General features: G+C 56.4%; 16 protein-coding genes. 14 read left to right on the top strand and 2 right to left on the bottom strand.

The window, feature by feature from the left end; genetic code table 11:
• The first annotated feature begins 241 nt into the window (after positions 1-241).
• The 13 genes from sucC to RCH06_RS04220 all read left to right on the top strand — a co-directional run bounded on the left by sucC (position 242) and on the right by RCH06_RS04220 (position 11,754).
• Positions 242-1,405 carry an ADP-forming succinate--CoA ligase subunit beta gene (gene sucC / locus RCH06_RS04280; protein WP_327080197.1) on the top strand — a complete coding sequence of 388 codons (1,164 nt, stop codon included), beginning with the start codon at positions 242-244 and terminating at the stop codon, positions 1,403-1,405.
• A 65-nt stretch (positions 1,406-1,470) separates the two neighbouring features.
• A complete protein-coding gene (gene sucD, locus RCH06_RS04275) occupies positions 1,471-2,364 on the top strand; it encodes a succinate--CoA ligase subunit alpha (RefSeq protein WP_327080196.1) in 894 nt (297 codons plus the stop codon).
• A gap of 116 nt (positions 2,365-2,480) precedes the next feature.
• Positions 2,481-3,182: a TerC family protein gene (locus RCH06_RS04270; RefSeq protein ID WP_327080195.1), complete on the top strand. Its 702-nt coding sequence runs from the start codon at positions 2,481-2,483 to the stop codon at positions 3,180-3,182.
• Between the two features lie 244 nt (positions 3,183-3,426).
• Positions 3,427-4,209, top strand: a complete 783-nt coding sequence (locus RCH06_RS04265; RefSeq protein WP_327080349.1) for a Stp1/IreP family PP2C-type Ser/Thr phosphatase — start codon at positions 3,427-3,429, stop codon at positions 4,207-4,209.
• Positions 4,210-4,247: 38 nt separating this feature from the next.
• Positions 4,248-4,841 carry an FHA domain-containing protein gene (locus RCH06_RS04260; protein ID WP_327080194.1) on the top strand — a complete coding sequence of 198 codons (594 nt, stop codon included), beginning with the start codon at positions 4,248-4,250 and terminating at the stop codon, positions 4,839-4,841.
• Between the two features lie 61 nt (positions 4,842-4,902).
• Positions 4,903-5,697, top strand: coding sequence for a 3',5'-cyclic-nucleotide phosphodiesterase (locus RCH06_RS04255; protein WP_327080193.1), 795 nt, complete (start codon positions 4,903-4,905; stop codon positions 5,695-5,697).
• Complete coding sequence (locus RCH06_RS04250) at positions 5,694-6,212, top strand: ATPase, T2SS/T4P/T4SS family (RefSeq protein WP_327080192.1); 519 nt, start codon at positions 5,694-5,696, stop codon at positions 6,210-6,212. The genes RCH06_RS04255 and RCH06_RS04250 overlap by 4 nt, the downstream gene beginning before the upstream one ends.
• A gap of 161 nt (positions 6,213-6,373) precedes the next feature.
• Complete coding sequence (locus RCH06_RS04245) at positions 6,374-6,901, top strand: pilin (protein ID WP_327080191.1); 528 nt, start codon at positions 6,374-6,376, stop codon at positions 6,899-6,901.
• A gap of 425 nt (positions 6,902-7,326) precedes the next feature.
• Entirely contained in the window at positions 7,327-8,535 is a 1,209-nt protein-coding gene (locus RCH06_RS04240) for an O-antigen ligase family protein (RefSeq protein ID WP_327080190.1), read from the top strand.
• Between the two features lie 34 nt (positions 8,536-8,569).
• On the top strand, positions 8,570-9,334 hold the full coding sequence (locus RCH06_RS04235) for a pilus assembly protein (protein WP_327080189.1): 765 nt from the start codon (positions 8,570-8,572) through the stop codon (positions 9,332-9,334).
• Between the two features lie 209 nt (positions 9,335-9,543).
• A complete protein-coding gene (locus RCH06_RS04230) occupies positions 9,544-11,028 on the top strand; it encodes a PglL family O-oligosaccharyltransferase (RefSeq protein ID WP_327080188.1) in 1,485 nt (494 codons plus the stop codon).
• Between the two features lie 115 nt (positions 11,029-11,143).
• On the top strand, positions 11,144-11,371 hold the full coding sequence (locus tag RCH06_RS04225; protein WP_327080187.1) for a transcriptional regulator: 228 nt from the start codon (positions 11,144-11,146) through the stop codon (positions 11,369-11,371).
• Positions 11,368-11,754 (top strand): type II toxin-antitoxin system death-on-curing family toxin, encoded by a 387-nt coding sequence (locus RCH06_RS04220; RefSeq protein WP_327080186.1) that lies wholly within the window; start codon positions 11,368-11,370, stop codon positions 11,752-11,754. Before RCH06_RS04225 ends, RCH06_RS04220 begins: the two co-directional genes overlap by 4 nt.
• A 15-nt stretch (positions 11,755-11,769) precedes the next feature.
• On the opposite strand, the gene moaC is transcribed toward RCH06_RS04220, so the two are convergent.
• A complete protein-coding gene (gene moaC / locus RCH06_RS04215; protein WP_327080185.1) occupies positions 11,770-12,300 on the bottom strand; it encodes a cyclic pyranopterin monophosphate synthase MoaC in 531 nt (176 codons plus the stop codon).
• A 164-nt stretch (positions 12,301-12,464) separates the two neighbouring features.
• Between moaC and RCH06_RS04210 the strand changes: the two genes are divergently transcribed.
• Positions 12,465-14,018, top strand: a complete 1,554-nt coding sequence (locus RCH06_RS04210; RefSeq protein WP_442799598.1) for a M48 family metalloprotease — start codon at positions 12,465-12,467, stop codon at positions 14,016-14,018.
• Here RCH06_RS04210 and RCH06_RS04205 read toward each other — a convergent pair.
• Complete coding sequence (locus RCH06_RS04205) at positions 13,974-14,327, bottom strand: phage holin family protein (RefSeq protein ID WP_327080183.1); 354 nt, start codon at positions 14,325-14,327, stop codon at positions 13,974-13,976. The genes RCH06_RS04210 and RCH06_RS04205 overlap by 45 nt on opposite strands.
• Positions 14,328-14,366 lie beyond the last annotated feature (39 nt).

Genomic DNA, 14,366 nt, shown 5'->3' with positions numbered 1-14,366 from the left:
TTTCAGCTAAAAACCACTGTTTTGCAGGGTCATTATTTCGGGTTCGGGTTCAGTTTCGCGCGCTTGTGTGTGTAAGAACCACATAAGTTTGGTGCGTCGCAGCATGATACAGTTCTGCCTTGCTGCCTGCAGTAAACGCTAACATGCTGGTTTTGCGCCGATATGGCCTGTTTTTTACTTTCCAACAGCCTTGTCCAGCTTCTGTTGCACCCCTCTTCTTACTGAATCCTGAAGGTTTTTCATGAAAATTCACGAGTACCAAGGCAAGGAAATCTTGCGCAATTTTGGTGTACCAGTGCCGCGCGGCATTCCTGCGTTCACGGTGCAAGAGGCGGTGGAAGCCGCACAAAAGCTCGGCGGCCCGGTGTGGGTGGTCAAGGCGCAAATCCACGCTGGTGGACGCGGCAAGGGCGGCGGCGTGAAAGTCGCCAAGACGATTGAAGACGTCAAGCGCATCGCTGGCGAAATTCTGGGCATGCAACTGGTTACGCACCAGACCGGCCCCGAAGGCCAGAAGGTTCGCCGCCTGTACATCGAAGACGGCGCTGACATCCAGAAGGAATACTACGTTTCCCTGGTGACTGACCGCGCCACGCAAAAAATCGCCTTCATCGCATCGAGCGAAGGCGGCATGGACATCGAGGAAGTGGCGCATTCCACCCCCGAGAAAATCATCACCGAGTTCATCGATCCGCTGACCGGTCTGGACGCCGAGCAAGCCACGAAGATCGCCAACGGCATTGGCCTGCCTGCAGAATGCACCGCCCAGGCCGTGGACATCTTCCAGAAGCTCTACAAGTGCTACATGGACACCGACGCATCGCTGGTCGAGATCAACCCGCTGAACCGCAACAGCAAGAACGAGTTGATGGCGCTGGACGCCAAGTTCAACTTTGACCCGAACGCATTGTTCCGCCACGCGGACATCGTGGCTTATCGCGATCTGGACGAAGAAGACCCGGCTGAAGTCGAAGCCAGCAAATTTGACCTGGCCTATATCAGCCTGGACGGCAACATCGGCTGCCTGGTCAACGGCGCCGGCCTGGCCATGGCGACCATGGACACCATCAAGCTGTTCGGCGGCGAGCCGGCCAACTTTTTGGACGTGGGCGGCGGCGCGACGGCTGAAAAAGTCACCGAAGCCTTCAAGATCATGCTGAAAAACCCTGAAGTCAAGGGCATTCTGGTCAACATCTTCGGCGGCATCATGAAGTGCGACACGATTGCCGACGGCATCATTGCCGCCTGCAAGGCCGTGAACCTGAACGTGCCGCTGGTTGTGCGCATGAAGGGCACCAACGAAGACCTGGGCAAGAAAATGCTGGCCGACTCCGGTTTGCCGATCATTGCCGCAGACACCATGGCCGACGCCGCCACCAAAATCGTCGAAGCTGTATCGAAATAATTTTGCGGGACAGACCGCAGACTGCGCAGCAGGCCAGCACTGTCCCCCACTGAACAGGTAACCCCATGTCGATCTACATCAACAAAAACACCAAAGTCATCACGCAGGGCATTACCGGCAAGACCGGTCAATTCCACACCCGCATGTGCCGCGACTACGCCAATGGCCGCGAAGCCTTTGTGGCGGGCGTGAACCCCAAGCGGGCAGGCGAAGACTTCGAAGGCATCCCGATTTTTGCCAACGTGAGCGAAGCGGCCAATGCCACTGGCGCGACCGTGTCGGTGATCTACGTGCCGCCTGCCGGCGCTGCGGCTGCCATCTGGGAAGCCGTTGAAGCCAACCTCGACCTGGCCATCTGCATCACCGAAGGCATCCCGGTCAAGGACATGCTCGAAGTGCGCAACCGCATGAAGGCCAAGGAAGCCGCTGGCGGCAAGCGCACGCTGCTGCTCGGCCCCAACTGCCCCGGCCTGATCACGCCTGACGAGATCAAGATCGGCATCATGCCCGGCCACATCCACCGCGCCGGCCGCATCGGCGTCGTGAGCCGCTCCGGCACGCTGACCTACGAAGCCGTGGCGCAACTGACCGAAATCGGTCTGGGCCAGTCCACCGCCGTCGGCATTGGCGGCGACCCGATCAATGGCCTGAAGCACATCGACGTGATGCGCGCCTTCAATGAAGACCCGGACACCGACGCCGTCATCATGATTGGCGAAATCGGCGGCCCGGACGAAGCCGAAGCCGCTGAATGGTGCAAGCTCAACATGAAAAAACCCATCGTCGGCTTCATCGCCGGCGTGACGGCTCCGGCCGGCAAGCGCATGGGCCATGCGGGTGCCTTGATTTCTGGCGGCGCCGACACGGCTGATGCCAAGCTGGCCATCATGGAAGCCTGCGGCTTCACCATCACGCGCAATCCGTCAGAAATGGCAAAACTGCTCAAAGCCCTGCTGTAAACGGGCGCGTACAACCGCATGGCGCGCCGAAAACTGGCGCTTACTGCGGTTAGCCACAATAGAAAGACCGGTTGTCATCGTTGACAATCGGTTTTTTCATTTCTGAAGAGGTTTCCATGGAAGAGTTCATGACGGCGAGCTTCTGGCTGGCGGTCGGCCAGATCATCATGATTGACATCCTGCTGGGTGGCGACAACGCAGTGGTGATTGCATTGGCCTGCCGAAACCTGCCGGACAAGCTGCGCACCCGAGGCATTATTTATGGCACTGCAGGCGCCATCATCCTGCGCGTGATCCTGATTGCCTTTGCGCTGGCCTTGCTCGCCATTCCCTACCTCAAGATTGTCGGGGCCGTTTTGCTGCTCTGGATTGGCGTGAAGCTGTTGCAGCCTGAAGCGGAAGACGATCACAACGTCAGCTCAAGCGACAAGCTCTGGGCGGCCGTCAAGACCGTGATCATTGCCGACCTGGTCATGAGTGTCGATAACGTCCTGGCGATCGCCGGCGCTGCGCAGGGCGCGCACCAGGATCACCAGTTGGCGCTGGTTATTTTTGGCCTGCTGGTGAGTATTCCCATCATCGTCGCCGGCAGTCAGCTGGTGCTCAAGCTGATGGCGCGGTTTCCGGTCGTTATTACGTTGGGCGCCATGCTGCTGGGCTGGATTGCCGGCCAGATGGCTTACTCCGATCCGGCCATCAAGCCTTACCTGCCAGAGGCCGATTTTTGGGGTTATGTGGTGGCCGCCGCTGGTGCGCTGCTGGTGCTGGCCATTGGCAAATTCATGCAGTCGCGTCAAAAGCCCGCCGCTGCAGCCTGAGGTATGCCTTTCGGCCTGATCCGTGCAGTGCTTGCGCTGCCGGGTCAGGCCGTATTTATTCGCATCAGCGCACTCTGAAAGTCGTGCAATAGTTGCTTGTTCCGTATGACGGGGGCTGATAATCTCCACCTTCAATCCGGCTTGATGCAGTTGACTTTCAAGCCGGAGAGTTCGGAAAAACCAGAGCTGTCCCGGCGCAAATTTTGCCCCGGCAGCCAGATGTCAGACCCCCAGCACGACCATGATGATGTACGAAATTTGCGCTCAAACAGACCGGGGGCGCGTACGCCGGAACAATGAAGACGCCTTGGTGTTTGATGCGCAAACCGGCGTGTGCTTGCTGGCCGACGGCATGGGTGGCTACAAGGCGGGCGAGGTTGCCAGCACGATGGCCGTCACCTTCATCAACCTTGAACTGGGGCGCTGGCTGTTGCAAAGTCCCCAAGCCCAGTTCGGCGAAATCCGCCGGATGCTGGAAATCTGTGTCGAAAACGCCAACCATTCAATTTTCAGCGCCGCTTGGGCCAACCCCGACTATGAAGGCATGGGCACCACGCTGGTGGTCGGTATTTTTCAGGAAGATCGGCTGATACTTGGCCACATTGGCGACTCGCGCTGCTACCGTTTGCGCGACCAGTCGCTCGTCCAGATCACCAAAGACCATTCGCTGCTGCAAGAGCAGGTGGACGCCGGCTTGTTGACGCCCGAGCAGGCCTTGATATCCCCCAACAAGAACCTGATCACGCGCGCCCTGGGGATTGAAGATGTGGTGCAGCCTGAAATCAACGAGCATCCGGTGAAACCGGGCGATCTGTATCTGATGTGTTCAGACGGGCTGTCGGACATGATCAAGCATGGAGCCATCGCCGCGATTCTGGCCGGCACGCACACCCTCCCGCAAAAAGCCGCTCAACTGGTGGCTGCTGCAAACCAGGCCGGCGGGCACGATAATATTTCAGTCCTGCTGGTACAAGCGCTGGATGACACAGACAAGCGCGGGCTGCTGTCCAGAATGCCTGGAAACTAGCACACCCACCCCATCAAGATTCACAACAGGATTCAGCCATGCCGAAAATGATCATCTCCCTGGACGGCGTCGTCCTCCGGGAAGTCCAGTTGACAAAAGACCGTGTCACCCTGGGCCGCAGGCCCTACAACGACATCGTCATTGACCATCTGGGCGTGAGTGGTGAGCACGCCCTTGTGCAGGTATTGGGCAGCGAAACCTTTATTGAAGACTTGAACAGCACCAACGGCACCTATATCAATGGCAAGACCGTCAAAAAGCAGCTGCTGAAAAACAGCGACGTGATCGAAATTGGCAAATACCGCATCCAGTACGTCGATGAAGCTGGCGCGGTGGGCTCTTTACTCTCCGTGACGCCGGGCGCGAGCGCCCTCAATGCCGCCATCAAGGTCATCTCAGGGCCGGCTGCCGGTCGGGAAATGGCCCTGGTCAAACCCGTGACGACCATTGGCAAGCCCGGCGTAGCCATTGCCACCATCACCAGAAACCCGGAAGGCTTTGTCGTTGCGCATCTCGACGGTGCCAGCCGGCCTGTCCTTAACGGTGTCTTGCTGGGCATTGTGCCCATGACGCTGACAAACGGCGACATCATCGAGCTGGCGGGCACGCAGATGCAGTTCGTCCAGCACTGAGAAGCGCTGCGGTGCATCCAGCGTTCTTTTTCCTGTCCACAAGGGGCACCGGAGCCACCCCGTGAAGATACGTGTCCTTGGATGCTCCGGGTCGATTGCCAGGAGCTGCCGCACCACGTCTTTTTTGCTCGACCATGACTTGCTGGTCGACGCCGGAACTGGCGTGGGCGACCTCACGCTGGATGAAATGGCTGCGGTTGACCATGTGCTTCTTACCCATTCGCATCTGGATCATATTGCCGCGCTGCCGCTGATGGTGGACGCTGCTGCGTCATCGCGTCATGGCAAGCCGCTGCAGGTTCATGCCCTGCAAGCCACAATTGACGCCCTGAAAACGCATATCTTCAACAACGTCATCTGGCCCGATTTTTCACAAATTCCAACGCCCTCAGCGCCATTCATCAATTTTCACCCGCTGGAGATTGGCCAGACCCTCTTGCTGGCCGGCAAGCGCGTAGAGGTGCTGCCCGCCGTGCATACCGTGCCGGCGGTCGGCTACGCCGTGACAACCGGTCAGGGCTACTGGGTTTTTACCGGCGACACCGAGCGCAACCCCGCCTTGTGGGCGCGGCTGAACCAGATGGACGTTGCCATGCTGGTGATTGAAACCACTTTCAGCAACTGCCAGGAAAAGCTTGCAAAACGCAGCCTGCATCTATGCCCCGAATCGCTGGTGGCTGAACTGGGCTGCATTGAGCCTGGCAAGAACTACCCTGTCTACATCACCCATACCAAGCCTGCCGAGACGCAGCGCATCATGGACGAAATACAGCGACAGCTACCCGTCAGCCCGGCTGCGATGCGGGCAGTGAACGCCATTGAATGGCTGAGTGCCGGGCAGGAGTTTGAGTTTTGACGGCAGCCAACCCCAGCGACACCCTTGCCTACGACCGGCAGATCGAAGTTTTTGAAGAACTCAAGCTGGCGCCGCAAGACCGTAGCCCTGAATTCGAGGCGCTTTATTTCCGCCAACTCCCACACCCGACGCGCAGGAAATCAAGGCGTTCGTGCGCAAATACGCCGAAGAACTGCGCCACACCGACGCCTGGAAAGCCGACCCCGGCGGCGAGGCGCAAAGGCTGCTCGACGACTGGCGCAGGCAATTCGGCCAGCAAAGCCAGTTCACGCTGTACCGGGCGGTCGGTTGCGACAAAATGTGGCCAGTCGGGCTACAAAGGCCGCATCGGCCTGCACGCGCTGATGGTGGCTGACGACGAACTCAAAAAACTGATTCAGCAACGCGCCCGCGTGGCCGAATTGTTTTCAAGCGCCGTGAACAGCGGCATGCGCACGCTGAAGAGGGACGGTAGGGGAAAAGTGCTGATGGGCCTGACCGATCTGAAAATGGTGCGGTCGGTTTGCATCAAGTGACAAAAATGTCGGTGCTGCTTTTGGGTTGTGACAAGGAAGGTAACTTGGTTGCTTCAGATGTGACGAAAAACACTTTTTTCAGCCCTGAAAACAACTTTGAAAAGTTGGCACACAACCTGCAATAATTCATGGCAAGTTTTTTCCAACCAAGGAGTTTTCTCATGAAGCGTTCTATGCAAATGGCTCAAAAGGGTTTCACCCTGATCGAATTGATGATCGTTGTGGCGATTATCGGTATTTTGGCTGCTGTGGCTTTGCCGGCTTACCAGGATTACACTGTCCGCGCACGCGTGACGGAAGGTCTTTCTCTTTCAAGTTCGGCCAAAACAGCAGTTTCTGAAAATGCTGCTAACGGCAATGGTTTGTATGCCGGTTGGACGGCTCCTACCGCTACTCCTAACGTTGCCAGCATTGCAATAGCTCCAACAACTGGTGTTATTTCTATTGCGTATACAAGTCGTGCTGGTGGAACTACTAGTGCAGATACCGTAACCTTAGTTCCTAAGTCAGGTGGAACTGCACTTGCAGGGGTCGCTGGTACTGCACCTACGACTACTACGCCAGGTTCAGGCGGTACGTCTACAGTTCCATTGGGTGGCTCTATTGAGTGGACATGCGGCGGTGCAGGTACTAACTTATTGCAGAAATTCTTGCCAGCTAGCTGCCGGGGCAATACTACAGGTACCTAATTACACCAGTAGATTTTAAATTCTTGAAAAAGCAGGCATAAGCCTGCTTTTTTTTGGCTTAGACATTTTAGTGTCATTTTGTCTAAATTCGCTTGAGCTAAAACAGTCGCATTGTTGTGCAGCAAAAAAACTTTATTCACTATTTTTCTCAAACACCACTGGTAGTTCTTTTCGTGGGTTTAGTTATTGCAGCAACCCCATTGTTGCCATTACAAAATCTAACAGGTACTGGATACTACGACGGGCAACGAATTCTCTTAACTATATGTCTATGCGTAAGCGTTATAACCATGTCGCTTCGAATGTGGAAGGCTAAAATATATTTTTCACGTTTAATGCTGGTACTACCAGTTACTAAACTGGTTCTTTGGATACTTGCCATCTTTATAGGCTTGGGGTTTTTGTCCAGTCTGAGAGCTTATTCAGTGAAATTTGCTCTGTATGAGTGGTCAACTACGATACTGCTGGTGGTATTGACATCAACAATTGCAGCTGAAGTGGCACAAAATCGCGCGGTTGCCTTGAAGACTCTGGTTGTGCTTGGCACAATCGGTTGCAGCCTCTATGTTTTCAATACGTTGGTCGCTTATATCTCAATGCTTTCTTTAGGTATACAAGCTCATCCCAACGACTTGATTATCGGTTTCGATAACTATCGGTTTTTTAATCATATTCAAACGGTGAGCCTGCCCTTGTTGGCACTACTGGCATTGCGTTCTGGCTCGATTTCATCTGATCTTTATCGATATAGATATGGCCTGCGGATACTGATAAGCTGTTGGTGGATGCTTCTATTTGTTACGGGTGGACGTGGAACTTTTTTAGGGCTATTTGTTGGAATTTTTATAGCTTTATTTTTATTCCGTCACCATGCAATTAAATGGTGCTGCCACATGTTGATTGGAGCTATGGTTGGCTTAGCGGCCAGTTGGGTACTGTATACGTGCGTGCCATTATTTTTAGGCTTGCAGCCATTTGGTCTTTTGGGAAACGTAGCTACGCGCACGGTAGAAAATGTTGACAGCTCGCGCATGCCGCTATGGCGTTTAGCAATAGAAATGACAATGGCTCAGCCTTGGTTGGGTGCCGGACCTCTGCACTTTGCGCATGTAGGCCGCTTTCAACAAATTGCAGCACATCCACACAACTGGATACTTCAGATTGCTAGTGAATGGGGCATTCCAGCACTGATTTGTTTCAGTGGATTGATTTTTTTGGGCTTACGGCACTTGATTAGGGTGTCCCGCTTGCCCAACGCAAACAGAGCTGATTGCCTAACTATTCTGGTTGCGTTGCTAGCTACTGGCATAGCAATTGTTGTTGATGGATTGGTTTCAGGATTGCTTGTAACGCCCTCTAGTCAACTATGGATTGCGCTTTATGTTGGTTTTTCCTGGGGATGGACAGAGGGTTTTAATAGATCTATTACTGCTAGTGTGAAACCTAAAATTATTAGTAGTTTGACATTCGGATTTGTTACAGGTTTTTTAGTTTTGCTTTTGGCTTTAGTGGCATATGGACTGTGGCCCGCAGTTCTTAATTTGCCGAACTACGAGAAAGGTAATGATCAATATCAGACCAATCGGTCGGATGGACATTTAAGTCCCCGAATTTGGCGTCACGGGTTCTTTTGAATAGAAGTAGTTTTGTGTTTGTATTGAGAAAAAATTGATACATTTACGTATCTTTGCTGCATCAAAGGTAGCAGTGCTCCATCTAGCAAGTAGCATTGCGATAGCGGTACTGGTTGCTGCGATTATTTTTTTGCTTTGGTATCCCTACCCATTTTATGGCCTTACCGATGGCCGTGATATTTTTCTCATCGTTTTAGCCGTTGCTGTAATTTTTGGTCCTTTGCTAATAATCGTAATTTTTAATCCTGTAAAGTCGCGTATTGAGATTTTACTTGACCTTGCTCTTATAGTCGCAATTCAGCTTTTTATTTTAGGATATGGACTTCATATCCTTTCAAAAGTACGCCCCTTATTTTTGGTGCAAGAAATTGACCGTTTTAAAGTTGTACTGGCATCAGATTTGGCGAGTGGATCGCTTACATTATTACCATCAATATTAAAGCCGAGCTGGTACTTGGGGCCCATAACCGTGGCTATTCGCGAACCCAAGAATACACAGGAACGCCAGAAAGTGATGTTTGAATCGGTGCAAGGAGGACGTGATTACGCAGAGCGTCCCGAGTTTTACTTGCCTTATGAAGGTAAAGCAGCTTTAAAGTCTCTACAACGCGCCAAACCCTTGGCAGTATTTCTGCAAAAGCAGCCGAGCCAAGAAGACGCCGCTCGCAAGCTGGCAGCTGAAAAGGGTGCGGATATGGCGCAGTGGTTATATCTACCCATAGTTGCCCGGCAAGACTGGGTAGCCGTGTTAGATCACAAGGGGCAGATTCAGGGCTTTTTGAAGGGCGAAGGTTTTTAAGGGGACTCGCTTGCTCAAGGGTTCAAGCTGCTCGTAGATGCCAAGTGCGCAGCACAGACTTTTCAACAAGAACGTAGAAAGTTATATCAAGCATGGTGAATACTTTTTACTTTATCGAGTGACGCTGTAGTCTCCAGCCTTTACTCAATGCCAATCCTGTTCCTAATTTGCTGGCAATTTTGAACCATCAGTATCTGCGGAATTGCATCTTGGCCGTATTCCTCGTTTTGCCTTGGCTCACCCCGTACACCGCCGGGCCCACGTCCAATGTCTGGCCGTGGCTGCTGTCGGCGCTTTGTGCAGTTTTTCTGTGGCTATTCCGGCGGCGGCTCAATCCCGAATGGGTGGCGGTGGGCTGGGTGTTGGCGGCTGCCATCAGCGCGCTGATCGGGCTTATCCAGTATTTCGGCCTGGCACCCGACCTGAGCCCCTGGATCAACCAGCCGCAGGCCGGCGAGGCGTATGCCAACCTGCGCCAGCGCAACCAGTTCGCCACGCTGACCAGCATCGGCCTGGTCGCGCTGCTGGCCTGGCTGGCGCTGCGGGAAAATTTTGAAGAATCCTCACAACCCTCGGGCTGGCTGCTGCCGTGGTGGGCTTATGGGTTCGCCGTGCTGCTGGCGCTGGGCAATGCCGCCAGCAGCTCGCGCACCGGCTTGCTGCAATGGGGGTTGATTGCCTTGCTGGCTGCGGGGTGGTTTCTGCCGGGTCGGCGGCGCTTGGGGGTGTTTGCCTTGCAGGCCTTGCTGGTTTATGGCCTGGCGGTGGTCGCGCTGCCCTGGCTGCTGGCGCTGACCAGCGGACAGCAAAGTGGTGGCCTGTTGGGCCGGCTGGCTGAAGAGACGGGCTGCGGCAGCCGCAAAATATTGTGGGCCAACGTGCTGACGTTGATCGCCCAAAAGCCGTGGACGGGTTGGGGCTGGGGCGAGCTGGACTATGCGCACTTCATCACCCTGTACCAAGGGCCGCGCTTTTGCGAAATTTTGGACAACGCGCACAACCTGCCGCTGCATTTGGCGGTGGAACTGGGTATTCCGGCGGCCTTGGCGATTTGCGGGGGCTTGGTCTGGCTCGTGTGGCGCGGCCAGCCGTGGCGTGAAACCGATCCGGTGCGGCAAATGGCCTGGGGGGTGCTGGCGGTTATCGGGCTGCACAGCCTGCTCGAATATCCGCTGTGGTACGGGCCATTCCAGATTGCGGCCGGGCTGGCGGTCGCGCTGCTGTGTTCCGGGTTGGGCAGCGAGGCGGTCAGCAAAGGATTTCAGACAAATATCAAGCAAAAAAAGCCACTGGCGCAATATGGACGTGCGCTGGTAGCTATCACTATGATAGTGATTTTGGCGAGTGTGGCGGTCAGCTACCACCGCGTCAGCCAGATTTACCTGTCGCCCGCAGAGCGCAGCGCGGCCATGCGCGACGACACGCTAGAAAAAACACGCGGCAGCTGGTTTTTTCACGCCCAGGCGCTTTTTGCCGAGCTGGTCATGACCCCGCTCTCGCCTGAAAATGCCGCCAGTGTGCATGCAATGGCGCTCGAACTGTTGCACTATTCGCCCGAGCCGCGCGTGATTGAACAGCTGATCGAAAGCGCCGTCATGCTGGGCCAGGATGATGAGGCTTTGTTCTATCTGGTGCGCTACCGGGCGGCCTTTCCGGCAGAGCATGCGCGCTGGGTCACCAGCAACGCCAGCTGAACAATTGGGCTTTTCAGGCCTGCCTGTATCGGACTTAACAAGGCAGCAAACTCCAGGCAAGAATGAGCGCTTTACTGCCAGAAGTATATAATTTTTATTATATAAAGGAGTTGATATGCTGACATTCAAGGTGACCACGGTGGGCGCGTCCGAAGGGTTCATCCTCAACAAAGAGGCCAAGGCCAGGCTGGGGGTTCAAAAGGGCGACACGCTTTATCTGACTGAAGCGCCTGACGGTGCCTTGCGTATCACGCCTTACAACCCCGACTTTCAGCGCCAGATGGCACTGGCGGAAAAGATCATGCATGACGACCGCGAAATTCTGAAGGTGTTGGCGCAATGACGCGCTGGCGCTGGGTCAGGCGCGATCTGGTTTACGCGGTTCATGATATGCAGCTGGCGCGCCATGGCGGGCTGGCCGGCTTGCGTGACCAAAACTTGGTTGAGTCAGCCTTGTCGCGGCCTGAGCAGTTGCACACCTATGGCCAGCCACCGCCCGATGCTGCGCAGCTTGCCGCTGCCTATGCTTACGGTCTGGCGCGCCATCATGGGTTCAGCGATGGCAACAAACGCACGGCTTGGGTGGTCGCCCGCGTATTTTTGGCAGACAACGATATTCAGCTGTCATTTTCCGAAATCGACGCCATCCACACCATGCAAGCCGTTGCAAGCGGAACGCTGGATGAGCAGCAGCTGGCCGTCTGGTTTAGGCAGCGGATGGTTTGAGTCGGTGAAACCTTTTCAAGACGCTCCAGCCACGAAGCTGCCCGACTTGCCGCCATGCTTTTCCAGCAGTTTCACGTCGGTGATCGTCATGCCCCGGTCGGCGGCCTTGCACATGTCGTAAATCGTCAGCAGGGCGATGTTGACCGCTAGCAGCGCTTCCATCTCGACGCCGGTCGGGCCGACGGTTTCGACTGTGGCGGTGCAGCTGATATTGCCGGTTTCATCATCATTCAGGGCTGTAGTGCCCGCCTCATCTGCGGGAGAAGCTATAAATTCAATAGCGACGCGGGTCAGCGCCAGCGGGTGGCACAGCGGAATCAGGTCGCTGGTCTTTTTGGCCGCCATGATGCCGGCGATGCGGGCAATGCCCAGCACGTCGCCTTTTTTGGCGTTGCCGGCCAGAATCAAGGCCAGCGTGGCGGGTTTCATGGCGATTCGGCCTTGCGCAATGGCGATGCGGTGCGTGGCCGGCTTGGCCGCGACATCGACCATGTGGGCCTGGCCCTGGCTGTCAAAATGCGTGAGGGGTGAAGAAGAAGACGTCATGGTGATACAGAACCTTTACAGCGATGCGTCATCATAAGAGCTTGTTTGTGCGCCCACCCACACCCTGAAAGAGATTGCTTTTGTCTCCCTTGCTCCGAATTAAAACCGCCTCGTCCGCAGCGCGCCAGGCTGCGCGCCCGCTGGCGCTGGCGGCGGCGCTTTGCATGGCGGCGTCTCCTTTTGCGCTGGCGCAAACCACGGCGGCTGCTGCCAGCCGGGGCTCGGGTGCGCTGCCTTCGCTGGGCGACAATTCCGAGCTTTCGGCGGCGGCGGAACGTCGCATTGGCGACCGCATCGCCGTCAGCCTTTACCGCGACCCGGACTATGTCGATGACCCGGTGCTGGTGGATTACTTGCAAAGCATCTGGCAGCCGCTGATGGCCGCTGCCCGCGCGCGGGGCGAGTTGTCGGCGGAGCTGGACGAGCGGTTTGCCTGGGACGTGTTTTTGATCCGCGACCGCAGCATCAATGCCTTTGCCTTGCCGGGCGGCTATTTTGGTGTGCATCTGGGGCTGATCAGTGCGGTCACCAGCCCTGATCAAATGGCCGCTGTGCTGGCGCACGAGCTGAGCCATGTCACGCAGCGCCATATTTCCCGCCTGCTCACGCAGCAGACGAAACAGGCGCCGTGGATGCTGGCCGCGATGGTGTTGGGCGCGCTGGTCGCCAGCAAGAATTCAAACGCGGGCATGGCCGCCATCGTCGGCGGGCAGGCGGTGGCGGCGCAAGGGCAGCTCGACTTTTCGCGCGACATGGAGCGTGAAGCCGACCGCATCGGCTTTGGCGTGATGAACGATGCCGGTTATGCCAGCCGTGGCGTGTCAGACATGTTTGAAAAACTGCAGCAGGCCAACCGGCTTAACGACAACGGCTCTTTTCCCTATTTGCGCTCGCACCCGCTGACGACCCAGCGGATTGCCGAGGCGCAGGCCCGGGTGCAGCTGGTGTCGTCAACCGCATCCAAGCCGTCAGCGCAAAAACAGGTTCTGGAGGGCCAGGCGCAACTGCTGCACGCCATGATGGCAGAGCGTGCCCGCATTCTGGCCGTGCCCGGCGTGGACGTGCTGCGCACCCAGTTGGCCCAAGCCCAGCGCAAGACGGTGCCCGTGTCCGCGCTGGAGTCACCGCCTTCTGCCGCCAATATCGATGATGCCGGTGTGCTGTATGGCGGCGCTTTTGCAGCCGCCCAATTGCGTGATTTTCCGGCGGCGCGACTTCTGCTGGGCCGGCTCAAGCCGCTGACTGCCGGCATGGCGCGCGCCAGCAAAGTGGTCGAGTTACTAAGCATTGAAGTTGATTTGCTGGACAGCAAGATTCCGGCTTCTGCGGCCACCACCGGCATCAGCAAGTCGGCATCGCGCGCCGAATTGTTGATGAATGCGAAGTCGTTGATGACGGCGAACCGGGCGTCAGATGTGGCGCAGGCGCTGCAGACCTGGGTGGCCGAGCATCCCCGCGATGCGATGGCCTGGCAACTGCTGGCCACGGCTTACGGCCAGCAAAACCAGCAGGTCAGGGCGATTCGGGCGGATGCTGAAAGCCGCTTTGCGCAGCTGGACTATGGCGCGGCGCTGGACCGGCTGAAGGCGGCGCAGGGGCTGATGCGCAGCAGTCCGGGCAGTGCTGATTATGTGGAAGCGTCGATCATCGACACCCGCACCCGGCAGGTCGAGTCAATCGTTAAGGAACAGGCGCTCCAGGACAAAATCGATCGCTAGCTGCAGCACCGAGTAGATCAGCGAACCCAGCAAGGCCGCGCCGAAGCCGCTGACGTTCAGCCCGCTGACCAGCCCGGCGGCGGCCCAGAACATCAGCGCGTTGACGACAAACAGGAACAGCCCCAGCGTCACCAGCGTGACCGGCAGCGTCAGCATCACCAGAATCGGCCGCACCACCATGTTCAGCGCACCCAGCACCGCCGCCGCAATCAGCGCGCCGGTAAAGCTGGTCACCGTGACGCCTGAATAAAGGTAAGCCACCGCCAGCAGGGCGGTGGCGCTGAGCAGCCATTTGAGGAGGAGTTTCATGGCGCGAGAATACCACCGCGCCCTTCAAAACCGGGGTTG

It is taken from the genome of Polaromonas sp. CG_9.5, assembly GCF_035984465.1.
Lineage (GTDB): Bacteria > Pseudomonadota > Gammaproteobacteria > Burkholderiales > Burkholderiaceae_C > Polaromonas.
The sequence above is the reverse complement of the archived record's forward strand: the minus strand, read 5'-3'. Positions and strand labels throughout refer to the sequence as shown.

Bases quoted from the DNA above. Each gene is read 5' to 3' on its own strand.
- RCH06_RS04270 (WP_327080195.1), top strand. From the start codon at position 2,481: ATGGAAGAGTTCATGACGGCGAGCTTCTGGCTGGCGGTCGGCCAGATC.
- moaC (WP_327080185.1), bottom strand. From the start codon at position 12,300: ATGACGTCTTCTTCTTCACCCCTCACGCATTTTGACAGCCAGGGCCAG.
- RCH06_RS04205 (WP_327080183.1), bottom strand. From the start codon at position 14,327: ATGAAACTCCTCCTCAAATGGCTGCTCAGCGCCACCGCCCTGCTGGCG.
- RCH06_RS04245 (WP_327080191.1), top strand. From the start codon at position 6,374: ATGAAGCGTTCTATGCAAATGGCTCAAAAGGGTTTCACCCTGATCGAA.
- RCH06_RS04220 (WP_327080186.1), top strand. From the start codon at position 11,368: ATGACGCGCTGGCGCTGGGTCAGGCGCGATCTGGTTTACGCGGTTCAT.
- sucC (WP_327080197.1), top strand. From the start codon at position 242: ATGAAAATTCACGAGTACCAAGGCAAGGAAATCTTGCGCAATTTTGGT.
- RCH06_RS04260 (WP_327080194.1), top strand. From the start codon at position 4,248: ATGCCGAAAATGATCATCTCCCTGGACGGCGTCGTCCTCCGGGAAGTC.
- RCH06_RS04225 (WP_327080187.1), top strand. From the start codon at position 11,144: ATGCTGACATTCAAGGTGACCACGGTGGGCGCGTCCGAAGGGTTCATC.
- sucD (WP_327080196.1), top strand. From the start codon at position 1,471: ATGTCGATCTACATCAACAAAAACACCAAAGTCATCACGCAGGGCATT.
- RCH06_RS04210 (WP_442799598.1), top strand. From the start codon at position 12,465: ATGGCGGCGTCTCCTTTTGCGCTGGCGCAAACCACGGCGGCTGCTGCC.
- RCH06_RS04265 (WP_327080349.1), top strand. From the start codon at position 3,427: ATGATGTACGAAATTTGCGCTCAAACAGACCGGGGGCGCGTACGCCGG.